17 protein-coding genes are annotated in these 19,969 nt (G+C 41.4%); 9 read left to right on the top strand and 8 right to left on the bottom strand.

Going from position 1 to position 19,969, the window contains the following annotated elements; translation table 11 throughout:
• Positions 1-404: 404 nt before the first annotated feature.
• The 4 genes from MSKOL_RS09540 to MSKOL_RS20100 all read left to right on the top strand — a co-directional run bounded on the left by MSKOL_RS09540 (position 405) and on the right by MSKOL_RS20100 (position 4,734).
• Entirely contained in the window at positions 405-1,181 is a 777-nt protein-coding gene (locus MSKOL_RS09540) for an exodeoxyribonuclease III (RefSeq protein WP_048120532.1), read from the top strand.
• Between the two features lie 288 nt (positions 1,182-1,469).
• Positions 1,470-2,816, top strand: coding sequence for a Trk system potassium transporter TrkA (trkA, locus tag MSKOL_RS09535; protein ID WP_048155645.1), 1,347 nt, complete (start codon positions 1,470-1,472; stop codon positions 2,814-2,816).
• 55 nt (positions 2,817-2,871) lie between these two features.
• The gene (locus tag MSKOL_RS09530; RefSeq protein WP_048155642.1) at positions 2,872-4,302 is read left to right on the top strand and encodes a TrkH family potassium uptake protein; all 1,431 of its coding nucleotides are present in this window, start codon (positions 2,872-2,874) and stop codon (positions 4,300-4,302) included.
• A 210-nt stretch (positions 4,303-4,512) separates the two neighbouring features.
• Entirely contained in the window at positions 4,513-4,734 is a 222-nt protein-coding gene (locus MSKOL_RS20100; RefSeq protein WP_156151029.1) for a hypothetical protein, read from the top strand.
• Between the two features lie 55 nt (positions 4,735-4,789).
• Here MSKOL_RS20100 and MSKOL_RS09525 read toward each other — a convergent pair whose 3' ends face one another.
• From MSKOL_RS09525 to MSKOL_RS09510, 4 genes are all read right to left on the bottom strand, one after another.
• Positions 4,790-6,022: a digeranylgeranylglycerophospholipid reductase gene (locus tag MSKOL_RS09525; protein WP_048155639.1), complete on the bottom strand. Its 1,233-nt coding sequence runs from the start codon at positions 6,020-6,022 to the stop codon at positions 4,790-4,792.
• Positions 6,019-6,195, bottom strand: a complete 177-nt coding sequence (locus MSKOL_RS09520) for a 4Fe-4S binding protein (RefSeq protein ID WP_048123860.1) — start codon at positions 6,193-6,195, stop codon at positions 6,019-6,021. Before MSKOL_RS09520 ends, MSKOL_RS09525 begins: the two co-directional genes overlap by 4 nt.
• A 545-nt stretch (positions 6,196-6,740) precedes the next feature.
• On the bottom strand, positions 6,741-8,258 hold the full coding sequence (gene tes / locus MSKOL_RS09515) for a tetraether lipid synthase Tes (protein WP_048155636.1): 1,518 nt from the start codon (positions 8,256-8,258) through the stop codon (positions 6,741-6,743).
• A gap of 260 nt (positions 8,259-8,518) precedes the next feature.
• Positions 8,519-9,130, bottom strand: coding sequence for a TetR/AcrR family transcriptional regulator (locus MSKOL_RS09510; RefSeq protein WP_048120521.1), 612 nt, complete (start codon positions 9,128-9,130; stop codon positions 8,519-8,521).
• 382 nt (positions 9,131-9,512) lie between these two features.
• Between MSKOL_RS09510 and MSKOL_RS20095 the strand changes: the two genes are divergently transcribed.
• Complete coding sequence (locus tag MSKOL_RS20095; RefSeq protein WP_156151028.1) at positions 9,513-9,716, top strand: hypothetical protein; 204 nt, start codon at positions 9,513-9,515, stop codon at positions 9,714-9,716.
• A gap of 15 nt (positions 9,717-9,731) precedes the next feature.
• On the opposite strand, the gene MSKOL_RS18770 is transcribed toward MSKOL_RS20095, so the two are convergent.
• The 3 genes from MSKOL_RS18770 to MSKOL_RS09495 all read right to left on the bottom strand — a co-directional run bounded on the left by MSKOL_RS18770 (position 9,732) and on the right by MSKOL_RS09495 (position 12,445).
• Positions 9,732-10,259 (bottom strand): hypothetical protein, encoded by a 528-nt coding sequence (locus MSKOL_RS18770; RefSeq protein ID WP_052725402.1) that lies wholly within the window; start codon positions 10,257-10,259, stop codon positions 9,732-9,734.
• A 93-nt stretch (positions 10,260-10,352) separates the two neighbouring features.
• On the bottom strand, positions 10,353-11,495 hold the full coding sequence (locus tag MSKOL_RS09500; protein WP_048120519.1) for a TIGR04083 family peptide-modifying radical SAM enzyme: 1,143 nt from the start codon (positions 11,493-11,495) through the stop codon (positions 10,353-10,355).
• A gap of 542 nt (positions 11,496-12,037) precedes the next feature.
• Positions 12,038-12,445, bottom strand: coding sequence for an inorganic diphosphatase (locus tag MSKOL_RS09495; protein WP_048155634.1), 408 nt, complete (start codon positions 12,443-12,445; stop codon positions 12,038-12,040).
• 201 nt (positions 12,446-12,646) lie between these two features.
• On the opposite strand from MSKOL_RS09495, the gene MSKOL_RS19275 reads away from it, so the two are divergent.
• A complete protein-coding gene (locus tag MSKOL_RS19275; protein WP_048155630.1) occupies positions 12,647-13,654 on the top strand; it encodes a class I SAM-dependent methyltransferase family protein in 1,008 nt (335 codons plus the stop codon).
• Between the two features lie 138 nt (positions 13,655-13,792).
• Here the strand turns inward: MSKOL_RS19275 and MSKOL_RS09485 are convergent, their stop codons facing one another.
• Positions 13,793-15,223: a dihydrolipoyl dehydrogenase gene (locus tag MSKOL_RS09485; protein WP_048155627.1), complete on the bottom strand. Its 1,431-nt coding sequence runs from the start codon at positions 15,221-15,223 to the stop codon at positions 13,793-13,795.
• A gap of 495 nt (positions 15,224-15,718) precedes the next feature.
• Between MSKOL_RS09485 and MSKOL_RS09480 the strand changes: the two genes are divergently transcribed.
• The 3 genes from MSKOL_RS09480 (at position 15,719) to MSKOL_RS09465 (ending at position 19,932) form a co-directional block, all read left to right on the top strand.
• On the top strand, positions 15,719-17,074 hold the full coding sequence (locus MSKOL_RS09480) for a TIGR00297 family protein (RefSeq protein ID WP_048155624.1): 1,356 nt from the start codon (positions 15,719-15,721) through the stop codon (positions 17,072-17,074).
• Between the two features lie 461 nt (positions 17,075-17,535).
• Complete coding sequence (locus tag MSKOL_RS09470) at positions 17,536-18,078, top strand: DJ-1/PfpI family protein (protein ID WP_048155618.1); 543 nt, start codon at positions 17,536-17,538, stop codon at positions 18,076-18,078.
• A gap of 87 nt (positions 18,079-18,165) precedes the next feature.
• Positions 18,166-19,932, top strand: coding sequence for a nitroreductase family protein (locus MSKOL_RS09465; RefSeq protein WP_048155614.1), 1,767 nt, complete (start codon positions 18,166-18,168; stop codon positions 19,930-19,932).
• Positions 19,933-19,969 lie beyond the last annotated feature (37 nt).

Below are 19,969 nucleotides of genomic sequence, written 5' to 3'. Positions count from 1 at the left end.
CGTGTGAAGCAAATTACAGGAAATTAGCAATTGTACTTTTATTTTCTTTAATATATAATTACTCAACATATAATTACTCCGAAAGAGGAAAGGAAACTTAAAAATGAGAGTATAAACAATCTGGAGTTTTGGGATCGACTCAATTATATCGACTCAATTATAAACTGAAAAAGTAGCTACAAAAAGCAGGTTGCAAAAAGTGGGTATCAGATTGGAGATTTTAAAAGCTGATTTGAGATCCTCAAAGCAGGCTTTTTGCATAGAATAGGGAGCATTTATTTACTAAAACTCTGAATTATTTCCAGTTTAATTTTGTTTACTTAATTCAGTTTAACGGCTTAAATTCTGTTTCTCCGGGTCCTTTATTGTAATGCAAAATTCCAAAAAATCGCTAGGGATAAAAAATGTCTGGTCAATATAATCTCATTTCCTGGAATGTAAACGGCCTTCGGGCTGCAATGAAAAAAGGCTTTCTTGAGCTTTTGCTGGAACAGAAATTTGATATTGTCTGCATTCAGGAAACTAAAGTTTCTCCTGATAAACTCCCGAGAGAAGCAAAGAACATTCCAGGCTACCACAATTATTTTGTCTCAGCAGAACAGAACGGCTACAGCGGGGTTGGGCTCTTCTCCAGGAAAAAGCCCCTGAAGCTCGAAACTGGCATGGGAATCGAAAAATTTGATAGAGAAGGCCGCTTTCTGCGGGCCGATTTTGAGGACTTTATCTTAATGAATATCTATTTTCCCAATGGCAAAGCCTCTCTGGAACGCCTGGAATATAAAATGAATTTTTACGAAGCTTTTTTAGATTACGCAAATGCCCTCAAAACTGAAGGCAAAAGACTTGTCATTTGCGGGGATGTAAATACCGCTCACAAAGAGCTCGATCTTGCCCGTCCCAGGCAAAATGAAATGATATCCGGTTTTCTTCCTGAAGAGCGGGCATGGATGGATAAATTCCTTGCTGCTGGCTATCTTGACACCTTTCGAATGTTTAATCGCGAAGGTGGAAATTATTCCTGGTGGTCAATGAGAACAGGCGCACGTAAAAGAAATGTAGGGTGGCGCCTGGACTATTTTTTCATAAGCGAAAATCTGAGAGAAAACGTAAAATCCTCCTCGATTTACAGTGAAATAATGGGGTCGGACCACTGTCCTGTAGGGCTTGAGCTTGAATTCTGAATTTAACTTGTAATAAAACTTTATAAAAATCAATTTCAATCGATAATATGAAATTCTTCTAATCACAGGCACAAAGAAATGAAAGTACTTGAAAGAACTTTCATGTCAAATGAGTACATAGTTAAGGTGTAAAATAAAATACACATCTTAAACGCTCTGAACCTTAAGCTATTCCTCTACATAAAGAGTATTCCTTAGAATATGCCCTTTTAAGATCCCTTTTCCAAAGAATACTTAAGTAAGCAGGTTAATTTATTTGGAATCAAACTTTTTTTTCGAGGGAACCTTATGAAAGCAATAGTGATAGGGGCAGGCGAGGTAGGATATCATATTGCAAAGTTTCTTTCCGCCACACACGATGTAATTGTTGTCGAAAAAGATGAGGATGTCGCACGAAGGGCCGATGAACTCGATGTACAGGTTCTGGAGGGAAATGGTGCAAACGCTGATATTCTTGCCAATATTATTCACGATGCGGATATTCTGGTTGCTGTCACAGGTGTTGATGAAGTCAATATTGTTGCCTGTATGACTGCAAAACTTATCATAAGGTCTCATCCAGGATGGAAAGAAACAAAGACAATTGCAAGGGTTAGCAACCCTGATTATATCGATGTGCCTATAACTTCAAGGTCTCAGGTTGGAGTCGATACAATGATCTGTCCTGAACTTGCGCTCGCCTCGGAGGTTGCCGAGGTCCTTTCGAGCCCGTCAGCTATAGATACAGAGGTCTTTGCCGGAGGAAAAGTTCAGATGATGGAATTTGCCATCCGTCCTGACAACAAACTTGTAGGAAAGCAAATCCAGGATCTCATGCTTGATGATTGCTGCATTGTCAGTGCGATTTTTCGAGAACATGAAATAATTATTCCTCATGGAAATGATCTAATTAAGGCAAACGACCATATGGTAGTTGTAGGCAAGCCCAGAGCTCTGGAAGAACTTGGCCGTGTCTTTGGGAACGTAGAACCTCACAGAAATAGAATTCTCCTGATAGGCTGCGGTATTGTGGGTTTTTATCTTGCCAAATTGATAGACAAAGATGAGAATGCCGACCTTAAGATTATCGAGTACAGGAAGAATCGCTGCATAGAAGTGGCAGAGATGCTGGAAAACGCTCTTATTTTAAATGGGGATGGCACTGACGTCAACCTTCTGAGGGAAGAGAATATCGAAGATATGGATGTCGTGCTTGCAGTTACGGACAATGACGAAAAAAATCTTCTGTGCTCGCTTCTGGCAAAGCAAATGGGGGCAAAGAAAGTGATCGCAAGAGCTGACCGCCCTGACTATGTGCCTCTTTTTGAAATGATTGGGATTGATATGGCAGTCAGCCCCAGGGAAGCAACCGTAAATGAAGTGCTTAAGCTTACAATGGGAAAAGGTATCGAAAAGCTTACCATGCTGGAAGGCGAAAAGGCGGAAATCATAGAGTACACGACTTCAAAGTATTCAAAAATTATAGGAAAATCCCTCAACAAGGTCAAGTTCCCTAAAGATGCAATCGTTACCACTATTGTTCATAATGATGACATCATCATACCTAGAGGAGATTCCATAATTCGAGAAGGCGATAGGGTAATAGTTTTTGCGCTTTCTTCCGCGGTTTCGGCAGTGGAGAAATTTTTTAAGTAAAAAGAGATATAAAAAATTCAAACAAGCCTATTAGTTTTTAAAATCGAGGGCCCACATGAATTTTAGAGTTGTCTTATATGCACTTGGTGGTGTGCTCCGGCTCCTGGGACTGATCATGGTAGTCCCTCTCGGAGTTGCATATTATTACGGAGAGAGTTTAACTCCTTTCTTGGTCTCGATTCTAATAACTACCCTTGCAGGTTTTCTCCTGCTCACTTATAAGACTGAAGAAGAATGGATGCGCAAAGAGGGTTTTGCAATCGTTGCCCTGAGCTGGCTTGCAGCCGCTGTTTTCGGTGCAATTCCTTTCATGCTGGATGGGATTTCTCCCTTAAACGCTATCTTTGAATCCATGTCCGGATTTACCACTACAGGTTCAACAATTCTTACTGACATAGAAAGCCATCCAAAAGGCATCCTTTTCTGGAGAGGAATGATCCAGTGGCTTGGTGGCATGGGTATTATTGTGCTTTTCATCGCTATCCTCCCCAAACTCGGAGTTGCAGGCCGCCAGCTTTTTCGGGCCGAAGCGCCTGGGCCTACTGAGGATAAACTAAAGCCAAGGGTAAAGGAAACTGCAAGAATTCTCTGGGTAGTTTACTTTGCAATTTCCCTTCTTCAGGTTATTGTCCTCCTGCTTGCGGGAGTCTCCCTTTATGATTCTGTTAATCATACTTTTACTACAATGGCATGTGGAGGTTTTTCCAATTACGCTCTGAGCGTTGAAGCTTTTAATAGCCCTCTTATTGAGTTCATAATAACCTTTTTCATGTTCATTGCCGGTGCAAACTTTGCGCTTCACTATCGGGCAATTTACATAGACAAAAAGTTTCTTTTTAAAGACGATGAATTCCGTTTCTATACAGTCCTGGTCCTTTCAGCAACCGCGATTCTTGCTATTCTGCTCTGGCGGGATATGGGCACAGGATTTTTTAACTCCTTCAGATTTGCCATTTTTCAGATAGTTTCGATCATGACAAGTACAGGATTTGCGACAACAGATTTTAATCTCTGGTCCGATTCTGCCAAAATGGTACTTATAGTGGTGATGTTTATTGGAGGCTGCGCCGGTTCTACAGGTGGAGGCATGAAGGTTGTGCGTGTTCTTATTCTCCTCAGGCACAGTCGAGCGGAGTTATTCAAAGCTATTCATCCGAGAGCCATAAAAGCCGTTAAATTTAACAATAAAAATGTGCCCGATGAGATTGTCAATTCGATTGTTTCATTTGTTGTCATATATCTGCTTGTCTTTCTCTTAAGCACCCTGATTCTCTCGGTTCTGGGCATGGACATTATAACTTCATTTACTGCGTCCATAGCTACGCTTGGTAATATAGGGCCGGGGCTGAATGTCGTAGGTCCAATGGGCAGTTTTGCTCCTATTCCACCTCTGGGTAAACTGGTCCTTATTGCAAATATGTGGATTGGTAGGCTTGAAGTCTATACTGTAATTCTACTTTTTACGCCCGAGTTCTGGAGCAAGTAATCGCCCGAGTCCCGTCACCTGATTCCCGTCACCTGATTCCCGTCACCCGAGTCCCATCACCCGAGTCCCGTCTCGGGAGGACGGGGCCGTTTCGCTCACTTCGTTCGCTCAAGCGGGGTAATTTATGAACACAAAAGTTTCGCTTCACGAGTCCCGTTTCGGGAGGACGGTACCGTTTCGCTCACTTCGTTCGCTCAAGCGGGGTAATTTATGAACACAAAAGTTTCGCTTCACGAGTCCCGTTTCGGGAGGATGGTACCGTTTCGCTCACTTCGTTCGCTCAAGCGGAGTAATCCCTGGAAAATGGTTATATTTTCAACGCTCTCAGGAGAGCTAATTTGCTCAAAAAACGTGATGCTGAGACAGATTGCGCATTCATCCCACGTTTGGAAATGCGGGGATTCTGCTTCGGTTTTCCTAAAAAAAGTCTAATAAATGGAAGAAAGTGCCTGGGCTTCCAGGCGTTACATCTTACTCTATATTACATTTAGTCTGCGTTCAGCTTATTCTTTACCACTTCTTTTGCGGCGTCTTTGAAAAGTACTCGAAGGTCCCAGAGAAGTTTTTTATTGGCTTTAAAGAGGGCCTGTAACAGGTCAAGAAGGCTCATTCTCTCGAATTTTACATTTTTCAGGGAATACGCAAGCGAATTGAGGTCCTCGTCGCTTAGATTGATAAAGCAATTCTTTACGATGAGGCTCATGTCTATTTCGTGACCCAGGGTTGCTCTCCATGGTTTCTCATAAACTTCTTCGAGTTTTTCGAAGGAGACATCTCCTGCGGATATAGCTGCATATGCAGCTTCTCCTGCCATCTTTCCAGCGTCCATTGCGTTAAGAATTCCGCCGCCTGTGATAGGGTCGGATTGGCGGGCAGCGTCTCCGATCAGCATAAGTCCGTTAGTAGAAGTTTTCTCAATGCTCCCAGAAACCGGAACTCCTCCGAAAACCATCTCGACTATCCTGGCATCGGGAAATTTCGTTTCCAGAAATTTGTTAAGATAGTCTACAGGTCTTGGTTTGAATTTTCCAGTCTTGCTCCCGAGAATCCCGATCCCTACATTGGCTTTTCCACCGCCTTTCGGAAAGACCCATATATAGCCGCCCGGTGCAATTTCATTACCTATGTAAAATTCGCAGTGGTGCTGGTCTATGTTCAATCCAGCTATCAGGTACTGGGCACATGTTTCTATATCTATCGGCTTTAAAGAGGTATCGATGCCTGCCCATCTGCCTACCTTTGATTCTACACCATCAGCACCTATTACTATCTTGGCCCGTACATCGTATTCTTTTCCAAGATGCATGAGCCTGGCTCCTTTGACAAAATCGTCTTCAATGATAAGTCCGGTTGCTCTGGTTTTTACCCTCACTTCCGCCCCGGCTTTGGCGGCCTGTTCTGCAAGTGCCCGGTCAAACACTTTTCTCTCAAGGACGTAGCCTACTTCTCCACCAGCAATTTCTTCTGCCATCTCTATCTTTGTACCGTCCGGCGCGTAAATATGGGAGGCATTAAGGTCAGCACAAATCCATCTATTGTCAATTTCCACGTGTTTTTTGAGATATACTTTGCTCACGCCTTCGGCACAGCGTACAGGGTCACCTATCTCCTGGCGTTTTTCGATTAAAAGTACATCCAGCCCTTTTTCGGCTGCAGTTCTGGCGGCAATGGAACCTGCAGGCCCTGCTCCTATAACTAAAACATCATAACTGTCCTTCATTTCATTACCTCAATTGCTCCGACAGGGCAGATTCGATCGCATATCCCGCACGTAATGCACGTACTTTCGTCTACTTCGACCCAGGTCTCTACAAGTTCGAGTGCTCCTTTAGGGCAGACTCCCACACAGGCACCACAGTATCCACATTTATATCTGTTTATATTAAGGCTCACCAGCTCACCTGTACATTTTAAAATTAATATATAATGCTTAACCAGTAGAAATCTTCTTTCTTGCAAATGCTGTGGCATGAACCGAAAGGCATCACAGTATAATGCCACATTATTTTCCATGAAAATCTTTAACACCAGTATAAAGTTTCTCATGTTTCATGCATGTGCCAAAGGCTCTGAGGGTTTCTACTGATTACTTAAATAGAGTCCTGAAAGTTCTTTTTAACCGTTATAATTTTAAACTTTTATTTTTCGGTCAATGAATAATATTTTTTGAATTTCCGAGGTCTAGTTTTCATCTCTAACTTCTTCCTCAGAAAGATCAGATTTGAATTCAGATTTACATTTTGTATGGTTACTCTTCTGAATAGTTTTCACAATTAATGTATTTGTCCAGTTAAAGTTATTGGCTCTATTGAACCAATTTATTCGATATAAAAATTTCATTCAGTTAATTTTTTATCTAATATAAATATTTTGTATTACACCACCGAATTATATTTTTGCCTTTTAGAAAATTTTCATTCTTTCCTTTGTAGGAGAAATCAAGGTGCTTCTCTTTCCATAACACCCAGGGTTTTCTTATCAAACTCCATGTTTTTCCTATATTGTTTTGAATACTTTGCCTCCACTCCTTCTCTATGAAAATTGTTATAAGTGCAGAAGGGAATCACTTTGCCATCAGGAGTAGCATAGTGGATTCCGCAGTGTTCAACCCTTTCCAGATCCAGGTTGTAGAGGTCCTGAAAGTGCATAGCTCCGAGGAAAAGTGATTTTCTGTGAAATTGAGCAGCATGCTCTCTTGTACCGTTTTTAAGAAAATTATTTATGAGGGAGACTATCTTAAGGTCCTTTGGACTCCTGGCTTCATCAATGTAGCGCGGTACATTGCGGAGAACTTTTGCAAGTTTCGTTACGTTAGAACCTTGCCCCTTAAATTCTGGAGTAATACTTTCAAGGAACTCAAGTAACCCATCCACGTCTACGAACTCGTTTATAGGAATTAATCTTCCCTCTCTCTCAAAGACATAAGTGGCAGCTCCACAGAGAGGATGCACTGTGAACTCAGGAAGCGGGACCTTTCGCACCGCACTCACGAATCGGATGATGGGGACTGCGGCAGATGCAGGATACCAGGCTGAGCTGGGAATTTCTCCATCGGTTTGTTCTTCCAGGAGTGATACTAGATCAGGAATTGTTATTCTCTGTTCTTTTCGCATGGCCTGATCAATGCGGCCTGCGAATGCTACAGGCTGGAAATTTACTCCTCTCACTACGTCCTCATTTCTAGCCGCAAAGCGGACAATATCTCCAACCTGGTGGTCATTAACGCCTTTTATCAGGGTGGGCACGAGCACAACACTACTCAGGCCGGTCTGCCTGCAATTTTCAATAGCTTTTTGTTTTACAGGAAGGGCATTAAATCCTCGATTTTTTATGTATGGTTCTTCTGAGACTCCGTCAAAAGATAGATATACAGTATGGAGCCCTGCGTTCTTTAAAGCTTCACAGTATTCCTGGCTTTTTGCGAGCCTGACACCATTAGTTGCAATCTGGATCTGTGTAAACCCAAGCTCTTGAGCCGTTTCGATAATTTTCGGAAGGTCTTCCCGGACTGTAGGCTCTCCTCCAGCAAATTGGACGGCATAGCAGGGAACAGGTTTTTGATTCCGGAGAGTCAGCAGCATTTCTCTTATCTGTTCAAAATCTGGCTCGTATATAAAGCCACTTGCTTTGGCATTAGCAAAGCACACTGGACAACTAAGATTACAACGATTGGTAACATCGATGTTTGCAAGCAAAGTCCCTGTTTTATGTTTGGAGCAAATTCCGCAGTCCCAGGGACAGCCATTAGAAGTAAGAGTCGACTCACTGGAAACTCCATTGCCCACATAAGAATAGCGTCTGAACCTGTCGTATAGTTTGCTGTCCGACCAGTAAATGTCCATAAATGTTCCATGTTCGGGGCAAGTTTTTTTCAACATTATTTTGCCGTTTTCTTCAAACATAATGGAATCAATAACTTTTTTGCACTCTGGACAAACAGATAAAATGTGTTTCATTCAAACACCTTATACACATTATTGATAATGATCAGGTTTTTTTCAAAAAGCCTGTTTTCTCTTAAGGGGATTCTCTTCATCCCTTTTATTAGCTCTACATATCTCTTTTATTGGCATTGTCTCAAATTTGCTGTAAATTTGAAGTCAAGTTTTTGAGTACTATGAACAAAATTGATCTTCCGATTTGGAATTTTCGACCCAATAACTTATTTAGATTTCTGATTTTACAGAAAAATTGACACACTGTCCTTTTATTAGCTCTACTCGTCTTTTTTTACAATATTTTCTGCCAGGAGATCAATAAAAAAATCCATAATCTTCGGGAAATCCTCATCCCCAATTTCGTTCCTGAAACGTGTGAGGGAAAAAACCGCGCATGTGGTTTCGGCAAGAATCCTGGCATTTTTGTCTATAAGGAGACCAGCATCTGCCCACTCTTCAAAAAAAGGCAGAATCATTGCCACGTTTTCTCTATGAATATTTCTAATTTTTTCTTCCGAAGACAGGAAGAGTGTCAGCTCAACGTACTCTTTTTCTATGAAAACTTTTTTCCAGACTGGGTGGTTATTCACTATATTCAGCAAGTAATGGAGGTAAGCTCTTACAGCTTTATCAGGTTCTGTCCTGTATTTCAGGAATGAATTTTCGAGTAAGTTGTCCTTTAAAGCTTCTCGCTCTTCTTTAAATATCTGTAGAAAGAGATCCTCTTTACTACTGAAAAATGAATAAAAAGAACTCTTTGCAATTCCCAGGTCTTTAGTAAGATCTTCAATGCTTGTTTTCTTGATCCCGTATCTTGCAAAGCAATCTTTGCCCCGGTCTATAATTTTCCTTCTTATAATCTCTCTTTCTTCATCTGTAAAAGATCTCATAGCTTTCCTCTGAAAATAGCTCTCTCAGATTTTGCTGACTCCGTAATCTTCTAACTTATCCATTCAAGAGCTAATTTATTAATCTCAATGAATCATTTGTTTTTTCATTCGTAGCTTAATAGGGATATTATTTATTTAAAGTTATTGGCTCTCCGCTGTTTTGCGTGGGTTGAAAATAATTGCTTACTAAAAAGTATTCAGATAAAACATGAAAACATCAAGCTTGAATGTGATTTTTCAACAACAATTTTTTTCATGCCTTATATATGATACTTCAACATTCAGGAGCTAGATGTAAGTTACCCACTCGAAATAGCGAAGAGCCTTGATGACATAAAAAGAAATAAAATATGTAACTTGTCAATATAAATTCAATAGTTTTTTGACTATTACGACTCTCTCAACTAATAAAAATAGAGAATTAAAAAGAAAACGAGGTCAAATCACAGGTCAAATCACAGGTCAAATCACAGGTCAAATCACAGGTCAAATCACAGGTCAAATCACAGGTCAAATCACAGGTCAAATCACAGGTCAAATCACAGGTCAAATTCTGTTTTCGTTGCCATTCGCGGATGCTTTATAGTATGTTGCTTGTAGTTCAGACACTTATAGTTCCATTACTGGATGTGTGATTCTGAGCAATCTTTTGTTTTCGCAGCGGATCACTGGTCGTAGTCGTGTTTCCCTGAGTTGTGTTTGTTCCATTTGATATAATCTTTAGAGTACCCTGATTTGAAGCAGTTGATGTATTACTTTTGCTGTTATTGTATGTAGTATAGGTTATCTGGTTTGCTTCCGAACTGGGTTGATGCGGGGCTACGTAAGTTGATTTCCTGATTACAGGTTCTGTTATATTTTCAGTTTTTTCAGTGTTATTGCCTTCCGCAACAGTTTCATTGGTTTTTTCGGTTACGTTTGATGCTTCAACAGAGGAGGGTGTTTCTGCTACTGCTGGAGCGGTCTGGTTTGAGATACCTGGAGTTTCATTACCTGAAACTTCGTCTTCTGAAACTACATTTTCGGAAGTTTCGTTTCCTTGATTTGTTGTCTTTTCGGAACATCCGGCTGCAAAGACAACAGTAGCAACAACAAAGAGCATTGCTACAATTTTCAAACTTTCTTTCATCAATAATACCTCTAAAATCCCTTTTTATTTCAAAAATGTGGCTACTTCATAGATTTCATACAAGTTCATAATCCCATACATTTTGAGCTTGTTTCAGAGTTTCTTAAGCATGAGGGACATTATTCCTGGTTTTGAGGGCTTCATTGTCTGGGGCATAAACATATTATCCATACCTGAACCCCCAAACATTTCATCATTGACACGCTTGTTTATTTCATCAAAAATCATCTTGTAGGCGGTGCAGTGCGGGTCTACACCCTTTATTTCGCCATCGGTGGGCACTATTGCATTGTATGGGCACCCGCCTCTGCAATATTTGATATGGGCGCATTTGCTGCATGCAGTGTCCACATATTCTTTAAACTGGTGCATTTTCTTCCAGGCTTCGGATTGAGCCAGGTCTGCCATGCTCGGCCGGTCATAAACATTGCCCATGACATATTCGGGCATTCCTATAAAACGATAGCAGGGATATATATCTCCGTCAGGACCGACTGCAAAGGTATCTCCCATGCAATCTACATAAGTGCAGACCGTTCCCCTGCCTGTGAATACACATTTGCACAGCTGATCAATGTTCATAACGTCAATACGGCCCAGGTTTTCCAGGTATCTGTCCAGAAGATAGATTAACAATTCTCCGTACTCCTCAGGAGCAAGAGTCCATTTATCAGGGTTGTCACCTTTTAAAGAAGGAAGGCAAGGGTGCAGCTTGAGCGTCAATCCTTTCTCAAGATAAAAATTGAAAATATCTTCCTTTTGTTTTACAGAATGCGAAGTGAAAGTGGTAATAAACCTCACATTAAGCCCATGCTCCCTAGCAATTTCATAACCTTTCATGGTTCTGTCGTAGTACCCTTTTCCTCTCTGCAAGTCATTAAGTTCCTTTGGGCCGTCCAGGCTGGAGCCTATCGGAACTCCATACTCCGCAAAAATTTCGGCTATCTCAGGGGTCATTTTCCAGAGGTTTGTCTGTATCGCAAACGCGATTTTCCTGGGACTCAACCCCTCAACCAGAAGAGGCAATGCTTCCCGATAAAATTCTGCCCCTGCCAGAAGTGGTTCTCCACCGTGGAAAGTGAAAGTTACGGCATCTCCTCTAAAAGTTTTAAGCCACTCAACCACTTCTTTTATTGTTTCAATGCTCATTATCGGGGACTTTTCTTCGGAACTCCAGCAGTAGCTGCAGTTAGCAGGACAACCAAGGGTCGGGATAAGCATCACATGAAAAGGCATATTTAAAGCACCTTTTTTTTAAGCTTCTTTAAATTATTAGTACTTTTCTAAGTTCTATTGAGAAAAATAAGGCTGAGATACTCTTTAATATTTTATATACTCAGTTTCTATAACTTCTTCGACTCAACCTCTTCGAAATTTCTCTTTACTTTTTTGTCAATCAGGAGTTTATATTAAGTTCACCCAAATTCCACATATGTTTTATCCCAAAATTATTTCGCTTTTTTAATTTTTTTTTATTTCAATTATATATAGTATACAGTTGGCCCCAGTTGGCCCACAATATTACTACAAATTCTAACTTGTTTTATTACAGACGAAGTCGGAAGATATCGCTTCAGGTTGAGGGCAAGAATCGGGCAGGTTATAGCTTTAAGCCAGTTACAAACGAAAAGAAAGCTGTCTGAAAGGCATCAAGTCAGTAAAATTAAGTGCCGCAGGTGTACGTATCTTTATACTTGAAGATGAACCTGAAGCGGACTGAATATGCAATTAAAATATAAGTGTATGAATTTAAAAATAAAGGCAAAGGTCTAAAAGTCTCAGCGCAATTTTCGGAATTCGATTCCTTCAAACCTGCAAGTTGCAATTCTTCCCTCGCGAAAAGCATACAAGAAAACTTTAAAAAGAGCATAAAGCCTGAAGTAATAAGCAATCAGAACAGAAGAGCGAAACCCGCTGATATATACGATTTTCTTATCGTCCCTGACCGAATCGTCCAGGAACTTTACCATTCCGTCAAAAGCATCCCTTTTAAGTGTACTTCCTTTTGACAGGCGGGGCCCTAAAACTACCACATCTTCTTCCATGCCATCTGCACTTTCCGTTCCTTCTACAAAACCGTAATTGAAAATTGTGGGCAGAGGGGAAAAGAAAACCCTTTCATAGCCATTTTCGGTTTTGTTATATTTCCAGAAACTGTATTTCGGAGTCTCTATAACAATTTTCATGGGAAATAATCCTGCCTGCATTATTAAGGAATAGCCGTTTAAGCTTTCTTCTGGGCTTTATCTTTTTCCATACTATCTCAGCCTTTTCCCAAAAAGCATATATTAAAAATGCTTCCTAAAAGCAGAACTAAAATCTGAAACTAAGATCTGAAACTAAAATCTAAAGTGAAAGTTTGCAATCTGATAAGTAGAGGCATATGAATGAGTTTCCGAAAAAAGGTGAGCTTGCGAGATGCAATGAGAGGAATAGTTGAAGAGCCCCTGCTTCCCATGGTTCCGAAACGTTTTGATTATATCGGGAACGTGGCCGTAATCTCGATTCCTCCGGAACTTGGGGCTTATAAAGAAGCTATTGCCTCAAAGCTATTTTCCATGCGAGGTAATACGCGGGCCGTGCTTAATAAGGTGAGCAAACTCGAAGGAGAGCACAGAGTTGCGGACTTTGAGCTTCTGCTTGGGGACACGACTGAGACTATTCACAGGGAAAACGGCTATGCCTATAAGCTGGACGTCAAAAAAGTCTTTTTTAATCCCCGTCTATACTCTGAGAGAAGGCGGGTAGCTTCAAAAATCAAGTCGGGAGAAAATATCATAATCCCTTTTGCAGGAGTGGGCCCTTTTGTACTTCCTGCTGCAGGAAAAGGGGCAAGGGTTTATGCTATCGAAATAAATCCCGATGCCTGTGTCTGCCTGCGAGAAAATATCCGGATTAACAGGCTTGAAGGGCAAGTAACCGTAATCCAGGACGATTTTGAAAATCTTTTTCGGACTGGAGAGATTTTCCAGATACTTGATTCAAAAACCCATAAAGAATCTCAAAATGGCGAATGTAGTGGGAATTGCAAAAAAGTCAGAGATAGTGAAAAAATCGAAAACGGTGATAAAGTAGGAAATAAGGCTTTTTCTGGCATGTCCGCCTGCCCAGTTCCCGGCAAGGGAAAAAATAAAGAGCTTCAGGTCCCAAGTAGCGGGTTTGATAGAGCCATAGTGCCTACACCATATGGAATGGACCATTTTCTTGTTGAAATCACAAAACTTGTCAGGAAGGAAGGGCATATTCACTTCTACACTTTCAAAGCCGAATCTCAGATTCCTGGGCTGATTGACGAATACAAAAAAATGGGGCTTGAAGTAGTACTGTACAGGCGGGCTGGAAACGTTGCTCCAGGCATCAGCAGGTGGGTTTTTGACCTTAAAAAAATAGTGTGAAGAAAGAAAGTGTAGAGACTTGAGTTATTAAACAATTATAGATTTTCAGTCTCATTGAGTAGATATTTTCAGTCCTCATTGGGTAGGTCTTTTCAGTCTCATTGGGCAGATCTTTTCAGTCTCATTGGGTAGACATTTTCAGTCCTCAAGCCCGATATGTTTAAGAAAGTGATGATAATGTTCAGGCGGCAGCCGCGAATAAAATGCCCTGGTTACAACTTCGTTCAGGGAAGGATGAATATCCATACCCTGCATTATTGGTTCAGGACTTCTTGACTCCGTATACATGAGAGGAATTATCTGATGGATCAGGACTGAAGCATGAGGGCCTATTATGTGGGCTCCCAGGATTTTTTCTTCCTCCGAATCCAGAATCACTTTTACGAAATAATCCCTTATTTCCATAGCCGATCCTTTTGCAGTATCTTCAAAAAACTTGAGGCCTATGAGGATTCTTTTCTCTCCATACTTTTCTATGGCTTCTTGCTCTCTCATGCCTACTCCAGCAATTTCAGGGCAGGAAAATACTGCGTGCGGTACGGCATGATAGTCTGCCTTTACTTTTTCTTTCAGGACCGCATTAAGGTAAACTATTCCGGACTCATAGTTTGCTACGTGCTTTAGCAGGTATTTTCCGTTTGCGTCCCCAAATGCCCAGATATTCGGTTGTGAGGTCTCAAGAAACTCGTTCACCAGAATCCAGCCCTGGGTATCGGTTTTGATCCCGGCTCTTTCGGGGTGGAGAATATCGGTATTCGGAGCTCTTCCTGTTGCCACAAGGATCTCGTCTACAGTGACTTTTACCTCCTTTCCAGAATTTCTATCCCTCACAACAACCGTTTTCTGCCCGTTGTCTTCTTTTCTAACCTCTATAGCTTCGTGGTTTGTAATGATCTGCATGTACTCCGACATCTTCATACTGGCAAGCCTGGAGATCTCGGGTTCCTCCTTTGGAAGAAACTGGAAATTTCTTCCTATAACTGTGACACTGGCTCCCATAGCTGAAAAAAAATGCCCGTATTCGGCTGCAATGAAACTCCCTCCTAAGATGGCGAGCTTTTTTGGGCATTCCGTGAGCTTAAGCATAGTATCACTTGTAAGGTATCCTGCTTCTTCGAGGCCTTTAATGGGAGGAATTGAAGGTTTTGAGCCGGTACAGAGAAAGATCATGTCGGAGTGGAGGGTTTTTTCACCTACTTTCAGGGTATAAGGTGAGATAAACTCCGCACTTTCGTGATAGTAATCAAGATACGGGTCATCGGCCAAACTATTCCTTATTGCCTCTATGTCTTCTCCAATTCTCCTGCGCATCCTTTCCATAATGGCAAGGAAATCGATGTCTTTTATTTCAAGCTTAATTCCAAAAATAGATGCAGTTTCAATTTCCCGGATTAGTTCGGCAGGATAAAGCAGGATTTTTGAAGGAATACACCCTCTGGTAAGACAGATCCCGCCTGGTTCATCTTTGTCGATAACGGCAACTCTCATTTTCGGTTTTGAATCAAAAATAGGATTTATGTAGTTCATTGCAGAACCCGTACCTATTATAATAAGGTCGTAGTTTTCCATACTTATCCCTCACCGCATAATATGTAGCATCCAGCTTTGCTGGCTATAAATAATATACAATTTATTCTGGTTATATTTATGGATTAGAATTTTAAATAATTTATAGAAAGAAACATAAAGGCAGTGTGTCAATTTTTATTGTAAACTCTCAAATTTCAATAAATCATCGGGTAGAAAATTCCATATCTGAAATCAGTTTTTTCTATAGTATACAAAAACTGGACTTCAAATTAACAGCAAATTTGAGATACTGCGAAGAAGAGAAACCTTGAATAATAAAATGTGAGGCAAAAGTTATTTTATTCATCGACTAATCTCTATAGGACTTGAAGTATTTGCGTAAATTTTCCTTGATTACAACTGCTAAAACAAATCGTTTTAAATTTTGATACATATTTTTAGATTATCTTTGAAAGAAAAACAACTACTTATTTATAAAGATAAGCCTATTGTATGTAACTTTCCATAATGAATAAAAACAAAAGATGTCTTATAATGAACAGAGCTGCCAGATTCACTAAAAACGGGGATTTCTGCCAGGGAATTCCTGTAATGCATATCCTGTATCTCCTGCTCATTCTTATAGCTCCTTTTGCAGGGATTAATCTTCTTTTTCTAATCTCTGTCATTCTGTTTCTGGGATTAAGGTTTTCTAAAAATCCTATTTTGTGTGACAGAGATGTTACCAGCCTTGTTTTTTCCCTGGCTCTCATGCTCTTTGTTTCCGTGATTTCTGGAGACTTTTCTTATACCTATCCTTTCTACATAGTGCTCGCCGCATTTGCGATTGCGGCAGTAGGAAACCATAAAACCTCTTTTTCTGAAGCAGATTCTGTACCTGATTCCAATTTAAGGCGGAAGACAATCAAAAAGAGGAGTTTTTCAATACTCTGGAGCTCGGCTTTCCTGGCACTTCGGATTAGTGCTGCATTCTTTGCCGCAAGCTGGGTTGTCTACTGGCAGAAACTGCCGGTTTCATATAACCTGATTTTCTTCATAGCTGTTATCGGGGCGGTTACCGGTTCTCTTTTCGAGTCAATCCCCTCCAAAATAGACAAGAATATTTCTGTGCCGCTGGGTGCAGGCATGACAATGTGGATTTTTGAAGATTTCAGGTACTGGGTGTCTCCTGAAAAAATGGTAGTAGCACTTGTATTCTCGTTTATCCTGGGTGTGCTGGCTTACAGGGCGAAGATTGCAGATGTTTCTGCCCTTCTGAGTGCTGCCCTTCTAGGATTCCTGATAATTGTCTTCAGCGGGCTTTCCTGGTACCTGCTACTGCTCACGTTTTTTATTCTCGGAGGCGGGTTTACAAAGTATAAATATGCATACAAAGAATCCATAGGAATTGCACAGGCTAAAGACGGCATCCGGAGTTACGAAAACGTATTTTCGAATAGTACAGCAGCCCTTGCCCTTGCTGTAGCATACGGGGTTTTCCCGGAGCACAGTCTTCCGATCATCTATGCCTATATGGGCACGGTTGCAACAGCTACCGGAGATACCCTGGCAAGTGAAATAGGGACAACAGCAAAAGGAAGGCCAAGAATGATAACAACCCTCAAACTCTCGGAACCCGGAGTAGATGGGGCCGTATCGTTACTTGGTGAACTTGCTGCAATCTTCGGTTCTGCAGTGATAGGAGTCCTTGCATACTTACTTGGGATCTCGGACAATTTTATATTAACAGTCCTTATTACAACCGCAGGAGGGTTTGTCGGGACAAATGTGGACAGTTTCCTTGGGGCTACGCTTCAGAAAAGGGGAGTGCTCTCAAACAGCGGAGTCAATTTAGTGGCAACCTTTGCAGGAGCAGGGATATCCGCTGTTCTGTATTTCCTTATAACTTGAACCGGGCACGGAACAGTCTCATTGATTTCTATTTCCCCAGACTCTTTCTGAGACTCTCAGACCCTTTACAATGGTATTTCATTTTTTTCATTTTTTCACAACTATCTCCAGGCTTCAAAAAACTGTTCACTAGTTAAAATTTTTTTCAGTCTTTTATGTATTTTCTCTGGTTTCTTACACCTATCTCAGTATCTTTCTACTTTTATCATAATTATTCTATTTTTTACCATAAATTTTCTACTTTTCCCATAACCTTTCTACTTTTCTATTAATTCTTCTATTTTTTCTCATAATCTTTCTACATTTTTCCAGAATCTTCACAGATTTTCTCAGGTTGTTCACTACCGAAAAGAAGTATCCATTTATATGTTTATAACATATCCTTAAGGAAACAGGGGTACTGAACCATTCACTTTTCATTTCTTCGACTCTTAATTTTCAAGTTTACAGAAGGTAACCAGATGACAGAAACCGAGTATAAAGATAAGAAAATCCTGCTTGTAATCGCTCAGGAGCAATTCAGGGACGAGGAATGTTTTGTTCCGAAACAGCTTTTTGAGGCTGCAGGATTAAAAGTTACTGTTGCAGCCGAATCTAAGAAAACGGCTAAAGGGACGCTCGGAGGAACAATCAAGCCTGATATCGCGATCTCAGACGCCAGAATTGACGACTATGATGCAATAGTAATCTCAGGGGGTTCAGGCTCTAGAAAATACCTGTGGGATAGCAAAGCTCTGCAGGCGCTCGTAAAAGGAGCTGATGACCTGAAAAAGGTGATCTCCGCAATCTGTATTTCCCCTGTAGTACTGGCAAGAACAGGCATCTTGAAGGGCAAAGAGAGCACAGTCTTCAAAAGTCCTGATACTGTACGTGAACTGAAGGAACACGGGGTTATCTATCTGGACAGGGAAGTAGTGGTTTCGGGTCGTGTGGTCACAGGGCGAGATCCTGCAAGTGCTGATGCATTTGGAAAAGCCGTACTTGAAGCCCTTAAAAAAGCTTAATTTTCATCAAGGATTCTGAAATGCAGATCTCCTTACCAAAAAAATTGTCTGAGAATTAGATTTCTCCGGTTACCGGATGTGCTTATTATGACAGCGGAACTTGAAGCCATACTGGCTTATCACCAGGCAAGTAAACACAACTTCAAAGCTTATGCTCCGGGTCCTTACCACCTGGACCTGCCTCTCAAGCCCGATCCCTTCCTTAACTATCATGGAACTCGACTTTTTAATCTGGAGATCTGGAGCGATGAGCGTCTAAAAACTGAGACTTTTCCTGCCTATGAACAGGCTTTCTCACCGGAAAAACTCAAGCCGTATGATCTGAGCGCGAAATCGATTTCAAGGCTTTTTTTTGACAGTTTTGCCATTTCTGCCTGGAAGAGAGCAGAAGGTACAAAATGGCCTCTTCGCGTTAATCCTTCAAGTGGAAACCTCCATCCTACCGAGGTGTACCTTCTTTCCGGCCCTTTGAAGGGGCTTCTGAAAAACCCGTCTGTCTGCCATTATGCTCCTTTGCCTCATGCCCTTGAACTCAGAGCGGAATTTTCGCCAGAGACCTGGGAGTTATTAAGTTCGGGCTTTCCTGAGGGCACTTTTTTCGTGGGGCTGAGTTCAATTTTCTGGCGGGTTTCCTGGAAATACGGGCTCAGAGCCTTTCGATATGCACAGCATGATATTGGGCATGCAATCGCTGCCCTGACCTTTGCTGCCGCCGGGCTCGGCTGGAAAACCAGCCTTCTTGCAGACATGGGCTCGGAAGAGATTGCAGTGCTTCTTGGCATTTCCGGAGAGAAAGGTCCTGAAAAACAGGAACCTGCCTGTCTGCTTGCGGTCTATCCGGCAGGAAAGACCTGTACAAAAGGCAGAATTTCTTCCGGGGCGGTTCCTGCTTTTAAAAATCTTTCCTGGGAAGGTGTTCCTAACAGTTTAAGCCCGGGACATGTTGAATGGGTAAGTATCGAAAAAGCGGCCTCGTCAGCTCAAAAGAAGAGGACCGATTATTTTGAGAAAAAAGAAGAATCAAATGAAGAATCAAATAAAGAATCAAAAGAAGAATCAAATGAAGAATCAAATGAAGGACTAAATGAAGGACCAAATGAAGGACCAAATGAAGGACCAAAATCCTATATGCAGACTGCTTCATCACTACAAACCAGCAGCTTCGTGAACCTGTCCAAGCTTGATAAAGTTCCTCTGCGCGGAGTTATCCGGGGAAGGAGAAGTGCTATTGAGATGAATAACAGCGCATACCTGGAAAAAGAAACTTTCTATGCGATGCTGCAAAGAACCCTTCCGCAAAACAACTCGATTTTCAATACTCTTGCTTTTGGTTCCTTTACTCACCTGCTTATTTTCGTGAACCACGTAAAGGACCTGCTTCCGGGACTTTATATTTTCCTTCGCAAACCCGGAGAAAAAGAGAGGTTTAAAGCTGCGATCAGGTCGGACTTTTTATGGGAGAAACCGAAAAATTGTCCGTCAGACCTTGAATTTTACCTGTTGATGGAAGAAACTCTGGATTATTTTGCAGCCCAGCTTTCCTGTACACAGAGAAAAGCTGCGGATGCCTGTTTTACTGCCTGCATGCTCTCGGAGTTCGAAGAGCCTCTGAACAGGTTCGGGGCCTGGATATATCCATACCTTTTCTGGGAGTGTGGAGTTCTGGGGCAGCTCCTTTACCTTGAAGCCGAAGCATATGGCCTCAGGGGTTGTGGAATCGGGTGTTTCTTTGATGACCCTTTGCATGAGGCTATAGGGCTCAAAGGGCTTGAGTTCCAGGACCTCTACCATTTCGCTGTTGGCTATCCACTTCCAGAGATAGGTGTTATCACTCTTCCTGCATACGAAGAGTAATTTATTATTGTTCTTCGTCGCATAATATAAACGACTT

The sequence above is a fragment of the Methanosarcina sp. Kolksee genome (assembly GCF_000969945.1).
GTDB classification, from domain to species: Archaea; Halobacteriota; Methanosarcinia; order Methanosarcinales; family Methanosarcinaceae; genus Methanosarcina; species Methanosarcina vacuolata.
Note: the sequence above shows the minus strand (reverse complement) of the source record. Positions and strands in the feature narration are given on the sequence as shown.

Excerpts from the sequence above, each read along its gene's own strand:
- MSKOL_RS09540 (WP_048120532.1), top strand. The coding sequence starts at position 405 with ATGTCTGGTCAATATAATCTCATTTCCTGGAATGTAAACGGCCTTCGG.
- trkA (WP_048155645.1), top strand. The coding sequence starts at position 1,470 with ATGAAAGCAATAGTGATAGGGGCAGGCGAGGTAGGATATCATATTGCA.
- MSKOL_RS09530 (WP_048155642.1), top strand. The coding sequence starts at position 2,872 with ATGAATTTTAGAGTTGTCTTATATGCACTTGGTGGTGTGCTCCGGCTC.
- MSKOL_RS20100 (WP_156151029.1), top strand. The coding sequence starts at position 4,513 with ATGAACACAAAAGTTTCGCTTCACGAGTCCCGTTTCGGGAGGATGGTA.
- MSKOL_RS09525 (WP_048155639.1), bottom strand. The coding sequence starts at position 6,022 with ATGAAGGACAGTTATGATGTTTTAGTTATAGGAGCAGGGCCTGCAGGT.
- tes (WP_048155636.1), bottom strand. The coding sequence starts at position 8,258 with ATGAAACACATTTTATCTGTTTGTCCAGAGTGCAAAAAAGTTATTGAT.
- MSKOL_RS09510 (WP_048120521.1), bottom strand. The coding sequence starts at position 9,130 with ATGAGATCTTTTACAGATGAAGAAAGAGAGATTATAAGAAGGAAAATT.
- MSKOL_RS18770 (WP_052725402.1), bottom strand. The coding sequence starts at position 10,259 with ATGAAAGAAAGTTTGAAAATTGTAGCAATGCTCTTTGTTGTTGCTACT.
- MSKOL_RS09500 (WP_048120519.1), bottom strand. The coding sequence starts at position 11,495 with ATGCCTTTTCATGTGATGCTTATCCCGACCCTTGGTTGTCCTGCTAAC.
- MSKOL_RS09495 (WP_048155634.1), bottom strand. The coding sequence starts at position 12,445 with ATGAAAATTGTTATAGAGACTCCGAAATACAGTTTCTGGAAATATAAC.
- MSKOL_RS19275 (WP_048155630.1), top strand. The coding sequence starts at position 12,647 with ATGAGTTTCCGAAAAAAGGTGAGCTTGCGAGATGCAATGAGAGGAATA.
- MSKOL_RS09485 (WP_048155627.1), bottom strand. The coding sequence starts at position 15,223 with ATGGAAAACTACGACCTTATTATAATAGGTACGGGTTCTGCAATGAAC.
- MSKOL_RS09480 (WP_048155624.1), top strand. The coding sequence starts at position 15,719 with ATGAACAGAGCTGCCAGATTCACTAAAAACGGGGATTTCTGCCAGGGA.
- MSKOL_RS09470 (WP_048155618.1), top strand. The coding sequence starts at position 17,536 with ATGACAGAAACCGAGTATAAAGATAAGAAAATCCTGCTTGTAATCGCT.
- MSKOL_RS09465 (WP_048155614.1), top strand. The coding sequence starts at position 18,166 with ATGACAGCGGAACTTGAAGCCATACTGGCTTATCACCAGGCAAGTAAA.